Source organism: Saccharibacillus sacchari DSM 19268 (assembly GCF_000585395.1).
Lineage (GTDB): Bacteria > Bacillota > Bacilli > Paenibacillales > Paenibacillaceae > Saccharibacillus > Saccharibacillus sacchari.
This window is the reverse complement of sequence record NZ_KK073875.1, coordinates 4666360-4682690: the sequence shown is the minus strand read 5'-3', so window position 1 is coordinate 4682690 and position 16331 is coordinate 4666360. Positions and strand designations below refer to the sequence as shown.

Here is a 16331-nt window from a genome sequence, read left to right as displayed (position 1 = left end):
GGGTAGAGAAGTGCTTCAGAACCGAATGCTCAAATGGGTCAATCAGTCATATGGTCTGCTGAAGCAAAGAAAGGAGATCGAAACATGGCAACGAACGAAACGATCATTCCTCAACCCAAAACATTCGGCCCGCTCGGCAATTTGCCGCTCGTCGATACTAAAGCTCCCGTCCAATCGCTCATGAAGCTGGCGGAGGAGCAGGGTCCTATTTTCAAAATGGATCTGCCCGGACGTTCGGGCAATCTTTATATTTCCGGCCGAGAGCTGGTAGGCGATGCCTGCGACGAATCCCGATTCGAGAAAAATGTCTGGGCTCCGCTGCAAAATGTTCGTTCCTTTGCCGGAGACGGACTGTTTACGAGCTGGACGGAAGAACCCAACTGGCGCAAAGCGCACAATATTTTGATGCCGAGCTTCAGTCAACGCGCCATGATCGGCTATCACGATATGATGGTCGATATCGCGATGCAGCTTGTGCAGAAGTGGGCGCGGCTGAATCCCGAAGAATTCGTCGACGTGCCCGAAGACATGACTCGCCTGACATTGGATACGATCGGACTATGCGGTTTCCATTATCGCTTCAACAGCTTTTACCGGGAGTCCAATCATCCGTTCGTTGAAGCCATGACGCGTTCGCTGGACGAAGCCATGAGTCAGCTTCAGCGTCTGGGCGTGCAGAATAAGCTGATGATCGGCAAAAAGGCGCAAATGCGTCATGATATCGACTACATGTTCTCGCTTGTCGACAAGATCGTGAAGGAACGCCGCGAACACGGGGACCAGGGCGAGAACGATTTATTGAATAACATGCTGAGCGGCGAAGATTCCGATACGGGCGAAGCATTGTCCGACGAAAATATCCGCTATCAGATCATTACTTTCCTCATCGCGGGACACGAGACGACCAGCGGATTGCTGTCTTTTGCCCTATACTTCCTGCTGCATAATCCGGATAAGCTGAAAAAAGCGCAAGACGAAGTGGACCGGATCCTGAGCGATTCCTCTGCGCCGACTTACAAGCAGGTGCGCGAGATGAAGTACATCCGGATGATCTTGAGCGAATCGCTGCGACTTTGGCCGACCGCCCCAGCCTTTTCCCTGCGAGCCAAAGAAGATACGCTGCTCGCCGGACGTTACCCGATGAAACAGGGCGAGGCGGTCAATGTGCTGATCCCGGTGCTGCATCGGGACAAAGACGCATGGGGCGACGACGTCGAAGCTTTCCGGCCCGAACGGTTCGAAGATCCTTCGAAAGTGCCCGACGATGCCTATAAGCCTTTCGGCAACGGCCAGCGGGCTTGCATCGGTCAGCAGTTTGCCCTGCACGAAGCAACGCTGGTCTTGGGAGTGCTGCTGCGGCATTTCGAGTTTGCGGACGGCGCGAATTATGAACTGAAGGTCAAGGAGACGCTAACCCTCAAGCCGGACGGCTTCACGATGCAAGTACGTCCGCGCGCCAATGCGCCGATGGCTCCGGTCGGTTCGGTATTCGGTAGCGAAGGTAGCGGTCCGGCCGGAGCAGCGGCTGCCGAACCGGAATCCCGAGAACAGCTTATCGAAGTGAATCGACACGAGACTCCGTTAACGATTTTGTACGGCTCCAATTTGGGAACGGCGGAGGGGATTGCGCATGAGCTGGCCGAGGAGGGCGAGCGCTTCGGCTTCCGGCCGACCGTATCGAAAATGGACAACGCGACGGATAACCTCCCTAAACAAGGTCTGCTGATCGTCGTTACCGCTTCCTACAACGGACGTCCGCCGTCCAATGCAGGGAATTTCGTCGCTTGGTTGGAAAAGGCGCAAGCCAACGAAGCAAAAGGTCTGCACTACGCCGTCTTTGGTTGCGGGGACCGCAACTGGGCCAGCACTTATCAGCGGATTCCTCGCCTGGTCGATGAAGCGCTGGAACGGATCGGCGGGCAAAAAGCGCTGGAACGCGGCGAAGGCGATGCCAACGATGACTTCGAGCAAATGCTCGACGAGTGGAAAATTCAACTGTGGCCGGCCGCGCTAAAAGCATTGGGGATTGAAGCGAAGGTACCTGAAGCGGCAGAAGAACAAGCAGGCGGTATCGCGGTCGAGTTCATCCAGGATTCCCGATCTTCATCGCCGCTCGCGGATACGTACGGCGCGATTCCGATGACCCTCTTGCGCAGCTTCGAGCTGCAGCGGCCGGAAGGCGGACGCAGCACTTTGCATATCGAACTGCAAGTACCTTCCGGCGCTTCATACAAAGAAGGCGATCATCTGGGCGTCCTGCCGCGCAATCCGCGTACGTTAGTGGATCGGGTCTTATCCCGTTTCGGTCTTCAGGGAGATGCGCAAGTGCAACTTCGCGGCAGCGGCCGCGCGGCGGCGCATCTGCCGTTGGATCAAGCCGTAGAGCTGCGCGAACTGCTCACAAGCAGCGTGGAACTTCAGGAGCCTGCCACCCGGGCACAGCTCAAGGAACTTGCGGAACATACCGTTTGTCCGCCGCATCGCGTCGAAATCGAAGCCCTAATGAACGACGACGAGACCTATAAGCGCGAAGTCTTGTTCAAACGCCTGACCATGCTGGATATCCTGGAAAAATACCGGGCCTGCGAAATGGAATTCCATCGCTTCTTGACGTTGCTTCCGCCATTGAAGCCGCGTTACTACTCCATTTCCAGCTCACCCAAGCTTGACGCGAGCAAACTAAGCCTCACCGTAGCCGTCGTTCGCGGCCCGGCGCGCAGCGGCAACGGCGAATACGCAGGCATTGCCTCCAACTACCTGGCTTCGCTCCCTGAAGGCACCGAACTATCCGCCTTTATCCGCGACCCGGGCAGCGGCTTCGCTTTGCCGGAAGATCCAACGACGCCGATCATCATGGTCGGCCCCGGAACAGGGTTGGCCCCGTTCCGCGGCTTCCTGCAAGCCCGTCACGTCCAACATGAACAAGGCATCGCCCTCGGCGAAGCCCAACTCTACTTCGGCTGCCGCAACCCGGATACCGACTATCTCTACCAAGACGAATTGGAAGCCTACGCTCAAGAAGGTCTCGTGCACCTGCACACCGCTTTCTCCCGCGTCGACGGCCAACCCAAAACCTATGTGCAGCACCGCATGGCCGAAAACACAACCGAAGTCGTCCGCCTGCTGGACGCGGGAGGCATCTTCTACGTCTGCGGCGACGGCACCCGCATGGCACCCGACGTCGAAACCACCCTGCGCCGCGCTTACGCCGACGTTCACGGCGCAAGCGAAGAAGAGTCGCAGAAGTGGCTCGACGGTCTCCAGGAATCCGGCCGCTACGTGAAGGACGTATGGACAGGGATTTAAGTCACAAATAGGCTGTATGATAAGTAGAAGTAGAAGTAGAAGTAGAAGTAGAGCTCTCTCCCGTCCTCCCGAAGGGAGCAGGGCGCGCATAACTCATGCGAACTAAAAATAAGGCGTTTTAAGCAACGAGAAAAGGATCGGCGCAAATTCGCGTCGATCCTTTTCTCGCAAGCTCTACATCCCTAAACGTTTATCCGAGCGTCGAAGCAGGGCGGAGGGGGAGTTCAGTGCAGGAGCGAAGCGTTCGCCTTTGCAATCGGGAAATCCCCATTTAAACCCAATTCAAATTTCCCGATTGCAACACGCGACCGAAACGAACTCCCCCGCAGCCCCGCCCCAAGCGCCACCCTCAGATCGAATAAACCTCCCCCTGCTCAAGGAAGCCCATCTTCCCCGTCCGTCCTTCAAACTGATCCTTATTGTCCGCATAATGCATCAGTTTCGTCATCTCCTGAATCTCTTCCGGCAGCGACAACAACTCGTCCAGCGTCGTATGCACCTGACCCGGCCCTTCAAGCTGTACCTCATGTAAAATTCTCCGTATCCCGCGATCGCGCACCAAGGTCTCCAACAACTCCCGGTCGAACGTCATATCCGCGCTATAGAACACATCCCGGTTCAAAATGGCCGAATAGCTCTTCTTCCCCGCGATATGCCGAGTCCGCAGCAGCTCCACGCATAAATTCGGCGCAAGCTCCTGAACTTCGCCTGCCCGCAACTGCCTCACTTCAAACGCGTCTTCGAGCTTGTCCAACCCTTCCTGCGTCATCCCGCCGGATAACGTATGGTTCCACAGCGGTTCGATCAACGTATCCGCCATATACAGCACCGGCTTGCGTCCATGCTTGAACTTCATCTGAAAACCGTACTCTTCCAGGCCGCCTACATGGTCCCCGTGCGTATGCGTGATCAGCACGGCATCAAGCTCTTCCATGCCGATGCCCAGCTCGTACAGCGCCAGAGGCGCGGTAATGCCGCAGTCGATCAACAGCTTGAATCCGTCTTGCTCGATCAATGCGTTGTTATTGAAGTATTTCTTGGCAAAAGCGTTTCCTGTTCCGATCATTTGCAGCTTCATTGCACATGCCCCCATTTCTGTAGTCGACGAGCATCGGCGACCTATCCGACGCATGCCGTTTCTTCCGCATTATTATGGACGATTTCCCTGCCGGAATCAACAAAAGGACCGCAACTTGACAGCGGCGGCGGAGTATACATGTATAAGAAAGGCTTTATGAAAAGGCCTGCAAGCGATGCAGAGGGGAAGTGCCTCGACTTGCGAAAATTCCAACGACATAGAGAGGATGACGCCGGAAAATGAGGTGGAAAAGAATTGCGGTCTGTACGCTGGCTTTGTCGCTGCTCAGCGGTTCCGTTGCATTTGCCGATTCGGCTTTTCAGAAAATACGGGTTCTGATTAACGGTAGCGCGGTAAGCACGGGCGGTTACCTGATCGACGGAACTACATATGTGCCGGTTCGCGAGTTCGACGGTTTGGCTGAGTATAACGACAATACGAGAACCGTGACTTTTACCAAGCCCAACGTCGATATTTTTCTTTTCAAAGGAGATACGCCGTTCGGTAACGTCAGCGTAGGGAAGCTGAAATTCTATATCTTCTCGCAAATCGACAACCTGAATACCGATATCGAAGCCGTAAAAGTAGCCATTCGCAACCCGTCCGGGGAAGTGAAAGACATTCAGTCGCAGGAGTTGAGTTCGCGCAAAGACAACTTCTGGTTCAAGACGTACGACTTTACCTACGACTTCAGCCGCGCGGGCAAATATTACGTCGAGTTTTATATCAAAAAGAGCGGCGGTTCCTACTCGATGGTGGCTCAAAAAACGATCAACGCCGTCGATTAAACGAAGTGACGAGGCAAATTGACCTCCGGCGGACGAAGTGGTAGGATAATCTGTGTCTATTAAATTCAGGGCGTATATGCTTGCGCGTATGCGCTGTAGAAACGGGGTTTTACCACAATGAGCGAACACGAACATAACCATTCCCACAATCACGAGCACGGCGACGATTGCGGATGCGGTCATGACCATAGCCACGACGAAGAGATCGTAGTCGCATTCAGCGACGAAGAAGGCAACGAGAAAGAAATGGTTCTCGTACAGACTTTCGACGTCGGCGAAGACGTTTATGCTTTGCTGCTCGAGCGCAACAATCCGGAAGCCGACGGCTTCATTCTGCGCCTCGAAGAAGAAGACGGCGAGACCGTTCTCGTCAACATTGAGGAAGAAGAAGAGTGGGCCAAGGTCGAAGCAGCTTATAACGAGCTGGTTGCGGCACAAGGCGAAGAATAAGAAGAAGCGGCCTCCCCGAGCGAGGCCGCTTTTTTGATGCAAAAAAACAGATGTCTCGAACGAGCGCATCCGTTTTTGCGTTATACTACACAAAACAAAAAGGCCGCATAAGCGGCCTTAACATGTCGAGAAAGTCTAACGTAGCTGGAAGCGAGAAGACGGAGAGAAAAATTCAGTGAAATACAGGATTTCGAAGAAAACCTGCGGTAACATTCAGCGCGATGTTGACGCCTTTGAACTCGGAAAGATACCTTATTCAAATCCAATCCACTTTCCGAGTGAGACAGCGAATTGAACGAATTTTTCTCGGAGTCTTCTCGCTTCCCGCGCCAACGTGACTTTTTCGACAGCCTGAGGCCCCCTGAGCGGCCTTCCCGAACACCATGCACAAACCCCTTTTAACGGATCGCGCCCGGCTCTACGATAACTTTGACGAACTGCACGCTGCGATCTTCCGGTCCTTTGACCGGCAGGCCGACTTCGACGTGATCCGTGATATAATCGATGTTCTCTTGCGTGATAACCTCGCCCGGCAGCAGGATCGGAATGCCCGGCGGGTACACGTAGATGAACTCGGCGATGATGCGGTCCGCCGAATCCTTGAACGGAATCGACTCGGTCTCGCCGTAGAAAGCGTCGCGCGGAAGCAGGGCCAAATGCGGAATGTCCGGAATCTTGACTGCCAGTTCTTTGACCGCTTTGCCTTGACCGCGGAATTCCTCAGCCATCTCGCGCAGCGCGCTTAGCAGGATCTTGACTGTATCTTCGTTGTCGCCGGCTGTAATGAGGCACAGGACGTTGTACATGTCGCTCATTTCGACTTCGATGTTATGATTGTCGCGCAGCCAGTTCTCGGCTTCGTATCCCGTGATGCCGAGACGGCGAACCTGAATCGTGATCTTGGTCGGGTCGTAGTCGTACGTCGCTTCGCTGCCGAGAATTTCTTCGCCGAAGCAGTACAGGCCTTCGATCTGGTTGATCGCGCTTCGCGCATAGTCTGCGAAATCGAGCGCGCGCTCGGCCATCGCATATCCGTTCAGCGCAAGCTGACGGCGGGCCGTATCGAGCGAAGCGAGCAGAATATAAGAGGTGGACGTCGTGGTCAGCATGCTGATCACCGTCTGTACCCGTTTGGGATTGATGTAGCCGTTGCGCGTATTCACGTTGAGTACCGAGCTTTGCGTCATCGAACCGCCCAATTTGTGCACGCTCGTCGCTGCCATGTCCGCTCCGGCCTGCATCGCCGATAACGGCAATTGGTCGTGGAAATGGATCAGGACGCCGTGAGCCTCGTCGACCAGCACGGGAACGCCGTAGCTGTGCGACAATGCGACGATCTGCTGCAGATCCGCGCACACGCCGTAGTAGGTCGGGTTGATAACGAGCAGAGCTTTGGCATCGCCGTGCAGTTTCAGTGCTTTTTTCACCGAGCTTACCGTGATGCCGTGATCGATCCCGAGGTTGGTATCGCGTTCCGGCGCAATGAATACCGGTTTGGCTCCTGCATAAATGATGGCGCCGAGAATCGACTTGTGCACGTTGCGCGGGACGATGATTTTGTCGCCCGGACCGCACACAGACAGGATCATCGTAATGATCGCGCTGCTTGTGCCTTGAACGGAGAAGAAGGTATGCGTAGCGCCGAATGCGTCCGCGGCAAGCTGCTGCGCTTCTTCGATCACGCCCATAGGCTGATGCAAATCGTCAAGGGGAGCGATATTTATCAGGTCTATGGAAAGGGCGTTATCCCCAATAAATTCACGAAATTCCGGATCCATCCCCATTCCTTTCTTGTGACCTGGAATGTGAAACTGTACCGGATTTTGATCCGCATGGCGCTGAAGCGCAGTGAAAAGCGGAGTACGAGCATGATCCATTAGGGTTGTCACAACCTTTCGTGTGCGTAGAGTATGTTGAAGCACTAATAAAAAAATCAAACAAACTGAGTATAGCAAAACGGGGCCGGATTGCAAGAAGGCAATTTTGCGGACCCGGATATGCGGGGGGAGAAGAAGAGATGAACGTCAGTATAAGGAGCGCCCGAATCGCCCATATCGAAGCCATGTCTATTCTTATTTCGGAGCAAAATCGGTTGGAACACCGACATGTCGGATATTGCGGCACGCATGCGACCGAGATTGGGCATACGCTGAAAAACGACTTTTCGGAAGAAGAACTAAGCCGGAATTTTAAAGTCGCTTTTTTAGAGGATCGACTGGCGGGCCTGCTCGGATTCGACGTGGATTCGGAGAGCGGCACGGCAGAGATATGGGGACCTTTTGTGCGTACCGAAACGGAAAGTCGAGAAGTCATTGTGCGCGAGCTGTGGAATGCGGGCATGATTGATCTGAACGGAAGAGTTGCAAGGCTTCAAGGGTTCTATCATCGCCGGAACGCCGAAGCTGCTGCGCTGATGGAGCGAGTCGGAGCTAACTTTAAAAGCCGACATATGACGCTGGCCTTACAGCGCGAACGCTTCCAGGGAGCGGCGGACGCCGAGGGGATCAATGCGTTGGAACCTGTTCATTACGAAGCGTTTGCTCGTCTGCATGATGAAGCTTTTCCGGGTTCCTACGCAAACGGTGCTTCTCTATTGAGCCGACAGGAAACGGACTATCGATTGTTGGGCTGCGTTCATGCAGGGGAATTGCTGGGCTATGCCTGTATTTCGGGGAATGGGACGTTTGCGGAAGGGGATATCGAATTTCTGGCCACGCTGCCGCAAGCAAGGGGACAGGGAGTGGGAACGCGTCTGCTTTTGGCATCGTTGGAGCTGTTATTCACGGAATTTGCGCCCGGCGAAGTTCGACTCACGGTTGCGGCAGCCAACGCGGCGGCAACCCATCTGTATGTAAAATGCGGTTTTGAGCTGCGTGAGGAGTTGGATGCGTATGATCTGCCTATGTTGCCTGAAGCGCCGTCCGGCTTGTTAGACTTCTGATCAAAGGAGCCGATATAATGGCATAAGGAACTTGCTACGTATGGATCGATAAATAGAAAACCGCGTTCAAAAGAGCGCGGGATGTGGAGAGGCCTGCTGCGATGACCACGCAAGCGGCCCGAAAGGGGCAAGAGGTTATGAACAAACGGATCGAGGGCGCAAAGTCGATGCCGAAGCTTTTTTCCGTGTTTACTTGTTTGTGGATTATCGTTTTCTTGGTCGAGTTCGTCAAAGGCGCATTGTTGGTAGCGGTACTGCCCGTCTATATGCACGATACGCTGCGTTTGTCGGCGCTGACGATCAGTTTGGCCTTTTCTTTGCAGTACGTGGGAGAAAATCTGCTGCGCAGTCCGGCAGGATGGATGGCTGAACACGTGGGCCTGCGAGGTACCATTACGGGAGGATTGCTGCTGTCCTGGGCGGCGGTCGTGGTGATCGCATTCTCCATGACCGGACCTTCGCTGATTACCGCTTGCGCGCTGCTGGGAATCGGAACGGCGCCGATCTGGCCCGTCGTCATGAGCACCATCAGCATGGACGCCCAACAGAATGGGGGAACCGGGTCCAAAATGGCCAGTATTCAGATCGCGACCCTGGCGGGAACCGGAGCGGGTCCGGTCGTATCCAATCTGATTATCGGCGATACGTACCGGGTCGTGTTTTGGGTGCTGCTGGGCGTTATGGCCGTCGTGACCGCCGCCGCGATATTGTTGCCCCGCCAAATGTTCACTCCGCTAACTCCCAAGTTGATTCGTCGTCCGCATGCCGGTTTTTCTTTTTCGAAAAAGGTTCACCGTCTCGTCAAGCGCCATACCGTCCGTTCGGCTTACTCCGTACGCAAAGTGTTTCGGGCATTGACGGCGCTAAAGTTGACTCCGTTATTGTACCCGGCGATGTTTCTTCAATCTTTTGTCATCGGCATTTTGAGCCCGGTTATTTCCGTCTATATTCGCAACGAATTGGGGATGACGCCGGGGCAGTTTAACCTGCTGCTCATCGTGGGCGGCGGCGTGGCCGTCGTCGGGATGATTCCCGTGGGGAAACTCGTCGACAAATTCGGGACGCGTTGGTTTTTGCACATCGGCTTTCTGCTTGCGGTGGTTGCGTTAAGCGGACTGGCTTCGACGCATGCCATGCTGATGGTTTGGAGCTTCGTGCTGACCGCGGGTTTAGGCTTCGCGATGATTCTTCCGGCTTGGAATACGCTTTTGGCGGAACTGGTGCCTGAAAAGGAACGGGGAGCGATCTGGGGGGTATTCCTTACGCTTCAGGGACTCGGAACGGTCATCGGACCTCTGGCGGGCGGCTGGACCTGGGATCATATCGGACCTCAAGCCCCGTTCTGGGCAAGTGCGATTTCCATGGTGTTCTTGCTGCTGATCCATGCTTCGATGTCCCGGGCAACCCGGCTCTCCCAGTAACTCGGCCGTGTGCGAATAGGAGGCTTCTGCCTTCTCCCACAAGCGTAATTTTCTCAATAACCTGAAGCCGCCATGCATGGCGGCTTTTTTTGTTTCCTTTATATTCCACGAACTCTTCAAGATTGAATATTGCCGAAACGGTTAAAAAAAGAAGGTGAGTTTTGTTCAGTAAAACGCTTTAAATCGGATCAACAGGAGGAATATCGCATGCAGCTGGATTTGAATGGGAAAGTCGTGATCGTGACGGGAGCGAGTTCAGGGATCGGGCTGGCCACGGCGAAATTGTTTTTGGAAGAAGGCGCGAAAGTCGTCGGGGCGAGCCGGCATCCGGAGCAGATTCGCGAGCTTGGCGGCGAAGACGTCGTTTTGGCGGTGGAAGCGGATTTGAGCACGGCGGAAGGTCCGAAAAAGCTGGTTCGCGCCGCGATCGAAAAGTTCGGGCGCATCGACATTTTGATTAACAACGCCGGTATTTCGCATTCCAGGCTGGGCGGGTTTCTCGGGACGACCGAAGAGCAGTGGGAAGAAACGTATCAAAACAACCTGATGAGCATGGTGCGCACGTCGAGAGCGGCGATTCCGCATATGGTGGAGCAGGGAAAAGGCGTCATTATCAGCGTGGCTTCGGAAGACGCGCGCCAACCGCAGCCTATGTCGGTCGATTATTCGGCCTTCAAGGCGGGACTGCTCAGCGTGGGCAAAGCGTTGTCGATGGAATTCGGGGAAAAAGGCGTGCGCGTCAATACCGTATCGCCGGGACCGACGCATACGAATATTTGGGACCAGCCGGGCGGAATGATCGACGCGATTTCGGAAAAGTTCGGCAAGCCGAAAGACGAGGTCATCGACTTCTTCGTGGACGAGGTGCGCGAATTGCCTGTCGGACGGATCGGCCAGCCCGAGGATATCGCGTCGATGATCGTGTTCCTGTCTTCGGATCGTGCCGAGTACGCGTTCGGGGCGGAGTATCCGGTTAACGGCGGCTCGTTCAAAGGGATGTAAAGGTCAACCGCGCCCGCGTCGGCATTCCGGAGCGGAGTCGCGAAAGATTCGGCATTCTGGCGCTAACCGATCTTTTTCGCGTCACAGTTATCGAGGCGATGTCGTCGCGTAAAAAGACCGCCGGTTCGCGCATGCGTGGCATGAAGCGAATCGGCGGTCTTTGGCGTCAAAATGCCATTTTATACAGAGGAAGCAGCGTCTCGAACGTTTCTTCGATTGTTTTGACGAGCTCTTCCCCGTCTTGCAGCAGCGGATCGTCTTTTTGCAGAAAACGCCCGCAGAGCACTTCGGATTTTTTGACCGTGCCCAGACGTTCCGCGATGCTTTTCAGACCGTTTTTGCCCAGTTCCGAATGCTTCGTGCCGCCGGGTTTTGTGTGATCAACGGACCAGTAGAATTGTTCTTGCCGTTCTTTCGGCACGAGATCCAGCACTTTGCGTTCGTGTTTGCCCAGCGCGTTGGCGAGCACCGTTTTGTTCGGGCTTTCGTAAATGACAGCCATTACGATGAACAGATAATCCGCGAACATTCCTACTTGAAAATGCGGCAGCGCTTTATAGCCCCGTTTGTTGGCTGCCCAGGCAACCCAGGTATCGTTCGGAGGATGGACGGTGCGGCGAGCGTGTTTGGCGACGTGCGGAAACATTTCTTCGCCGCAGGTAGCCGTCAGAAACGGAGTCAGCGCATTTCCTAGCTCGGTCAGCTTTGGACGGACATTCGCGATCAAAGCGTCCATGCGGGGCTCCAGCCCCTCTATTTCGAATACAGCAAAGTCTTTTTCGACAAAACCCTGAAAATCCATGTTCGTGCCCCTTTCAAAAATAGCCGCTCGGACAAGCGATTCATCGGCCATTATAGCATAGGCGGGAGGGGGGCGAACAAGCTTGGGGAACATGAAGAGTTTATGAAGCCGTGATTTATTTTTCGAAAAGATTCCGAGTGAACAAAATCGCGTTTTTGGCTTACTGACGCGCTTTGCGACGTTAAAGCGACCGAATCTTTTTAAAAATCCACGGATTAAGTATATCATTTTGAATGTATTCCTAATTCCGAGGACTTCACTTTACTAAACAAAACGGGTACAATGAAAATTATTGCAACTCTATTTCATACGCAAAGGATGGAGAACCTAAAATGTCGAAACAGCAAATTGGCGTAGTCGGCCTTGCCGTCATGGGCAAAAATTTGGCGCTCAATATCGAAAGCAAAGGGTTTACCGTCTCGGTATATAACCGTTCCCCGCAGAAGACTCACGATCTGGTCGAGGAAGCAAAAGGCAAAAACCTGATCGGCACGTTCTCGGTGGAAGAATTCGTTCAATCCCTCGAAGTACCGCGCAAAATCCTGATCATGGTTCAAGCGGGTCCGGCAACTGACGCGACGATTGAACAATTGATTCCTTTCCTGGATCAAGGCGACATCATCATCGACGGCGGCAACGCCTACTTCCCTGACACTCAGCGCCGCAGCGAAGAGCTGGAAGGCAAAGGCTTCCGCTTCATCGGCACGGGCGTATCGGGCGGCGAAGAAGGCGCGCTGAAAGGCCCTTCGATCATGCCGGGCGGACCGAAGAGCGCGTATGAATTGGTTGAACCGATCCTGACTGCAATCTCGGCTCACGTAAACGGAGATCCTTGCTGCACGTACATCGGACCGGGCGGCGCGGGCCATTACGTCAAGATGGTGCACAACGGTATCGAATACGGCGACATGCAGTTGATCGGCGAAGCTTACCACCTGCTGAAAGACGTCGTAGGTGCCGACACGGACGAACTGCACCAGATCTTCGGCGATTGGAACAAAGGCGAACTCGACAGCTACCTGATCGAGATCACGACGGATATCTTCTCGCAAAAAGACGAAGAAACAGGTAAAGCCATGGTTGACGTGATTCTGGACTCCGCCGGCCAAAAAGGCACGGGCAAATGGACAAGCCAAAGCGCGCTCGACCTGGGCGTTCCGCTGTCCATGATTACGGAATCCGTATTCGCGCGCTTCCTGTCAGCAATGAAGGAAGAGCGCGTTGCCGCAAGCAAAGTGCTGAGCGGACCGAAGACCGAAGCTTTCTCCGGCGATCGCGCAGAGTTCATCGAGAACGTGCGTAAAGCATTGTTCGCAAGCAAAATCGTATCGTACGCGCAAGGCTTCGCCCAAATGCGCGCGGCTTCCGACGAATACGGCTGGGATCTGCAATACGGCAACATCGCCATGATCTTCCGCGGCGGTTGCATCATCCGTTCGCAGTTCCTGCAAAACATCAAGGACGCTTACGACAAAGACGGCGCACTTGCCAACCTGCTCCTCGACGACTACTTCAAGGACGTTGTCGAGAACTATCAGGATTCGTGGCGTAAAGTCATCGCGACGGCTGTCACAAACGGTATTCCGGTTCCTGGATTCTCCAGCGCCCTGGCTTACTACGACAGCTACCGCACGGAACGCCTGCCGGCCAACCTGCTGCAAGCGCAACGCGACTACTTCGGCGCCCATACGTTCAAACGTATCGACAAAGAAGGCGTGTTCCACCACGAATGGCTGCAACTGGACAACTAAGACCCAAATTTTCAAACCAACTTCGAATCGTTCACGCTTAACCCGGTTCGAATTCGCAAAACGGCGGGGGCCGTCTTCCGGGACTGCCCTCAGCCGTTTTTTGTTATTCGGAATTTTTAGCGGTGATCGAGTCGCGAATATAAACTTGTTCATCAGCGGCCTCAAATGTAGATATTTTAACGCTTCACAGCGTCTAATTATTGAACTAAAAAGCAAAACCATGTATAGTAATAGAAGCGATCAAGCTTTGCAGTCTTTTTTATTTGATATACAAAAGGAGCCCTACGGCTCCTCATGGTATTTCAGTAACGCTATTTAATTAAAAAAATCTCTTATTCTTGGACACGCGCCGAGCGGAGGGAGAAATTCAGTGAAATACAGAATTTCGAAGAAAACCTGCGGTAACATGTAGCGCTATGTTGGCCTTTGAACTCAGAAAACTTCCATTTAAATTCCAATCCAGTTTTCCGAGTGAGACAGCGTTTTGTGAAGCATTTCGAAGAAATGCACTTCGGAAGCCTATGCTGGCAATTTCTCCCGCAGCGCCCTCCGCGTCACCCGCGAATAAGCCGCCCGGATCAGGCTTCGTCTTCGCTCCAGGCGATCATACCGCCTTCGAGATTGATCACCTTGTCGAATCCGGACTGCTCCAGATATTCGCAAGCCCGTTCGCTGCGATAGCCGCTGCGGCAAATAAACACTGTCTCGCGATCTTGATCGAGTTCGTCCAATCGGCCGGCCAACTGGCCGAGAGGGATATGGACGGCGCCGGGGATCATGCCCTGGGCGACTTCTTCGGGTTCGCGTACGTCGATCATCAGCGGTACATTACCTTGTTCGATGCGCTCGCGCAGCTCCGAAGGTTGGATTTGTGCAATAGAATTCATGGCAATCCTGCCTTTCTTTCGGTTGGGATAAATCCATGATAGCGAAGAGGAAAAACTTGTGTCAAATTTAAATAGAAATCAGACCCACAATATTGGAGGAATATAGTCATGGACGTGATTGTCAGACGAACGGAAAAGCTTGAAGGAACGATCGAGGCGCTGTCCTCCAAAAACTACACGACCCGTTACCTGCTTGTCGCCGCGCTTGCGGACGGAACAAGCACGGTACGTTTCCCGGCACACAGCGAAGACAGCGATGCGATGCGCCGCTGCATTGCGGAGCTGGGCGCGGAACTTGAAGAAGACGACGAGAAAATCGTGATCAAAGGCTTCGGCCGCAATCCGAAACGCGTCGCGGAACTTAATGTAGGCAATGCAGGCGCGGTGCTGCGCTTCCTGCTCGCGATCGCCGCGTTGTCGGAAGACGTACATTTCGTCAATACGTATCCCGATTCCCTCGGCAAACGCCCGCATGACGATCTGATCGAGGCGCTGCGTCAAATGGGAGCGACGATCGACGATAACGGCGGTCGTCTGCCGATCACGGTCAAAGGGCCCGTGCAAGGCGGCAAAATCACCGTATCCGGCGAAGTCAGTTCGCAGTATTTGAGCGCGCTTCTGTTCCTGACGCCGCTGCTCGAAGCCGATAGCGAGATTACCGTAACCGGCGACCTGAAATCGAAAGTCGTCGTCGGTCAAACGCTGGAAGTGTTGGAGCAAGCGGGAATCCGGGTCGAAGCCAACGAAGACTATTCGCTGTTCCGCGTGCCCGGAGGCCAAGCTTATCGAGCAGGCGAATATTCCGTTCAAGGCGACTATCCGGGTTCCGCGGCGATCCTTTCGGCAGCTGCGGTAGTTCCGTCCGACGTCACTGTACGCCGTTTGGCGGTAAACAGCAAGCAGGGCGAACGCGCCGTGGTCGATGTCCTGCAAATGATGGAAACTCCGTTGACGCATGAGAACGATATCGCGGTCGTAAAAGGAACCGGTCAGCTGAAAGCTTTGGAATTCGACGGCGACGCTGCGACCGATGCCGTGCTTGCGATGGTAGCGGCAGCCGTCTTTGCTGAAGGAACCTCGCGTTTTTACAATGTCGAGAACCTTCGTTACAAAGAATGCGATCGGATTACCGACTATCTGAACGAACTGCGCAAAGCCGGGGCCGACGTCGAGGAAAAGCAGGCCGAGATTATCGTGCACGGGCGTCCGCAGGGCGTAGCGGGCGGCGTTCGGATCGATTCGCATTACGACCACCGCGTCATTATGGCGCTGACGATCGTGGGACTTAGAGCGGACGAGCCGGTGACGATCACCGACGCGCATCACGTTGCCAAATCGTACCCGGGCTTTTTCGATGACATGATCGCGCTTGGCGCAAATGTCGAATGGGTAAAAGAATAAGAAAAGGAGGAATATCTATGCCTTTTCAAAATCCAAGCCGGGACGAGATCGGCGCATTGCTTGAAAAAGCGGGCAATATCGCCGTGGTCGGACTCTCCGATAAAAGCGACCGGACATCCTATATGGTTTCGCAAGCGATGCAGTCGCGCGGCTATCGGATCATTCCGGTAAACCCGACCGCCGCCGGACAACAGATTCTCGGCGAGACTTGTTACGCTTCATTAGCGGAGGTGCCTGAGCCGATCGATATCGTGGACGTATTCCGCCGCAGCGAATTTTGCGCGGACGTTGCGCGCGAAGCCGTAGCGGCGGGCGCCAAGGCACTGTGGCTGCAATCCGGCGTCTTCAGCGACGAAGCTGCCGAGATTGCCGGAGAAGCAGGACTGACCGTCATCATGGATCGCTGCATCAAGGTGGAAGACGCCGTGACCGGTGCCGGAAGCCGACGCTGATCCGCGGATTGTAGTCGAATGAAGAATGAAGAAGCGGCCGCGCTCGATAAGT

Annotated in this window: 13 protein-coding genes; 9 read left to right on the top strand and 4 right to left on the bottom strand. The window is 54.4% G+C overall.

Features of this window, described 5'->3' with window-relative positions; genetic code table 11:
* The first annotated feature begins 84 nt into the window (after positions 1–84).
* Positions 85–3306 carry a bifunctional cytochrome P450/NADPH--P450 reductase gene (locus SACSAC_RS20260; protein WP_037289697.1) on the top strand — a complete coding sequence of 1074 codons (3222 nt, stop codon included), beginning with the start codon at positions 85–87 and terminating at the stop codon, positions 3304–3306.
* Positions 3307–3655: 349 nt separating this feature from the next.
* Here SACSAC_RS20260 and SACSAC_RS20255 read toward each other — a convergent pair whose 3' ends face one another.
* Positions 3656–4384: an MBL fold metallo-hydrolase gene (locus tag SACSAC_RS20255; RefSeq protein ID WP_037289695.1), complete on the bottom strand. Its 729-nt coding sequence runs from the start codon at positions 4382–4384 to the stop codon at positions 3656–3658.
* A gap of 239 nt (positions 4385–4623) precedes the next feature.
* Between SACSAC_RS20255 and SACSAC_RS20250 the strand changes: the two genes are divergently transcribed.
* On the top strand, positions 4624–5172 hold the full coding sequence (locus SACSAC_RS20250; protein WP_037289693.1) for a stalk domain-containing protein: 549 nt from the start codon (positions 4624–4626) through the stop codon (positions 5170–5172).
* 117 nt (positions 5173–5289) lie between these two features.
* Positions 5290–5622, top strand: coding sequence for a DUF1292 domain-containing protein (locus SACSAC_RS20245; protein ID WP_037289692.1), 333 nt, complete (start codon positions 5290–5292; stop codon positions 5620–5622).
* Positions 5623–6020: 398 nt separating this feature from the next.
* On the opposite strand, the gene SACSAC_RS20240 is transcribed toward SACSAC_RS20245, so the two are convergent.
* Positions 6021–7499, bottom strand: coding sequence for an aminotransferase class I/II-fold pyridoxal phosphate-dependent enzyme (locus SACSAC_RS20240; protein WP_037289689.1), 1479 nt, complete (start codon positions 7497–7499; stop codon positions 6021–6023).
* Positions 7500–7639: 140 nt separating this feature from the next.
* On the opposite strand from SACSAC_RS20240, the gene SACSAC_RS20235 reads away from it, so the two are divergent.
* From SACSAC_RS20235 to SACSAC_RS20225, 3 genes are all read left to right on the top strand, one after another.
* Positions 7640–8563 (top strand): GNAT family N-acetyltransferase, encoded by a 924-nt coding sequence (locus tag SACSAC_RS20235; protein ID WP_084778235.1) that lies wholly within the window; start codon positions 7640–7642, stop codon positions 8561–8563.
* Between the two features lie 137 nt (positions 8564–8700).
* Entirely contained in the window at positions 8701–9984 is a 1284-nt protein-coding gene (locus tag SACSAC_RS20230) for an MFS transporter (protein WP_037289684.1), read from the top strand.
* A gap of 207 nt (positions 9985–10191) precedes the next feature.
* On the top strand, positions 10192–10986 hold the full coding sequence (locus SACSAC_RS20225) for an SDR family NAD(P)-dependent oxidoreductase (protein ID WP_037289682.1): 795 nt from the start codon (positions 10192–10194) through the stop codon (positions 10984–10986).
* A gap of 166 nt (positions 10987–11152) precedes the next feature.
* Here the strand turns inward: SACSAC_RS20225 and SACSAC_RS20220 are convergent, their stop codons facing one another.
* On the bottom strand, positions 11153–11788 hold the full coding sequence (locus SACSAC_RS20220; protein ID WP_037289680.1) for a YktB family protein: 636 nt from the start codon (positions 11786–11788) through the stop codon (positions 11153–11155).
* A 332-nt stretch (positions 11789–12120) separates the two neighbouring features.
* Here SACSAC_RS20220 and gndA point away from each other — a divergent pair, with 332 nt between their 5' ends.
* Positions 12121–13539, top strand: a complete 1419-nt coding sequence (gndA, locus tag SACSAC_RS20215) for an NADP-dependent phosphogluconate dehydrogenase (RefSeq protein ID WP_037289678.1) — start codon at positions 12121–12123, stop codon at positions 13537–13539.
* Positions 13540–14117: 578 nt separating this feature from the next.
* Here gndA and SACSAC_RS20210 read toward each other — a convergent pair.
* Complete coding sequence (locus SACSAC_RS20210; protein ID WP_037289677.1) at positions 14118–14426, bottom strand: rhodanese-like domain-containing protein; 309 nt, start codon at positions 14424–14426, stop codon at positions 14118–14120.
* Between the two features lie 108 nt (positions 14427–14534).
* Here SACSAC_RS20210 and aroA point away from each other — a divergent pair, with 108 nt between their 5' ends.
* Together aroA and SACSAC_RS20200 are read left to right on the top strand one after the other, a co-directional pair.
* Positions 14535–15827, top strand: coding sequence for a 3-phosphoshikimate 1-carboxyvinyltransferase (gene aroA / locus SACSAC_RS20205; protein WP_037289675.1), 1293 nt, complete (start codon positions 14535–14537; stop codon positions 15825–15827).
* A gap of 17 nt (positions 15828–15844) precedes the next feature.
* A complete protein-coding gene (locus SACSAC_RS20200; protein ID WP_037289672.1) occupies positions 15845–16279 on the top strand; it encodes a CoA-binding protein in 435 nt (144 codons plus the stop codon).
* Positions 16280–16331: the final 52 nt, after the last annotated feature.

Bases quoted from the DNA above. Each gene is read 5' to 3' on its own strand.
- SACSAC_RS20220 (WP_037289680.1), bottom strand. From the start codon at position 11,788: ATGGATTTTCAGGGTTTTGTCGAAAAAGACTTTGCTGTATTCGAAATA.
- SACSAC_RS20225 (WP_037289682.1), top strand. From the start codon at position 10,192: ATGCAGCTGGATTTGAATGGGAAAGTCGTGATCGTGACGGGAGCGAGT.
- SACSAC_RS20260 (WP_037289697.1), top strand. From the start codon at position 85: ATGGCAACGAACGAAACGATCATTCCTCAACCCAAAACATTCGGCCCG.
- aroA (WP_037289675.1), top strand. From the start codon at position 14,535: ATGGACGTGATTGTCAGACGAACGGAAAAGCTTGAAGGAACGATCGAG.
- gndA (WP_037289678.1), top strand. From the start codon at position 12,121: ATGTCGAAACAGCAAATTGGCGTAGTCGGCCTTGCCGTCATGGGCAAA.
- SACSAC_RS20250 (WP_037289693.1), top strand. From the start codon at position 4,624: ATGAGGTGGAAAAGAATTGCGGTCTGTACGCTGGCTTTGTCGCTGCTC.
- SACSAC_RS20245 (WP_037289692.1), top strand. From the start codon at position 5,290: ATGAGCGAACACGAACATAACCATTCCCACAATCACGAGCACGGCGAC.
- SACSAC_RS20200 (WP_037289672.1), top strand. From the start codon at position 15,845: ATGCCTTTTCAAAATCCAAGCCGGGACGAGATCGGCGCATTGCTTGAA.
- SACSAC_RS20230 (WP_037289684.1), top strand. From the start codon at position 8,701: ATGAACAAACGGATCGAGGGCGCAAAGTCGATGCCGAAGCTTTTTTCC.
- SACSAC_RS20240 (WP_037289689.1), bottom strand. From the start codon at position 7,499: ATGGATCATGCTCGTACTCCGCTTTTCACTGCGCTTCAGCGCCATGCG.
- SACSAC_RS20235 (WP_084778235.1), top strand. From the start codon at position 7,640: ATGAACGTCAGTATAAGGAGCGCCCGAATCGCCCATATCGAAGCCATG.
- SACSAC_RS20255 (WP_037289695.1), bottom strand. From the start codon at position 4,384: ATGAAGCTGCAAATGATCGGAACAGGAAACGCTTTTGCCAAGAAATAC.
- SACSAC_RS20210 (WP_037289677.1), bottom strand. From the start codon at position 14,426: ATGAATTCTATTGCACAAATCCAACCTTCGGAGCTGCGCGAGCGCATC.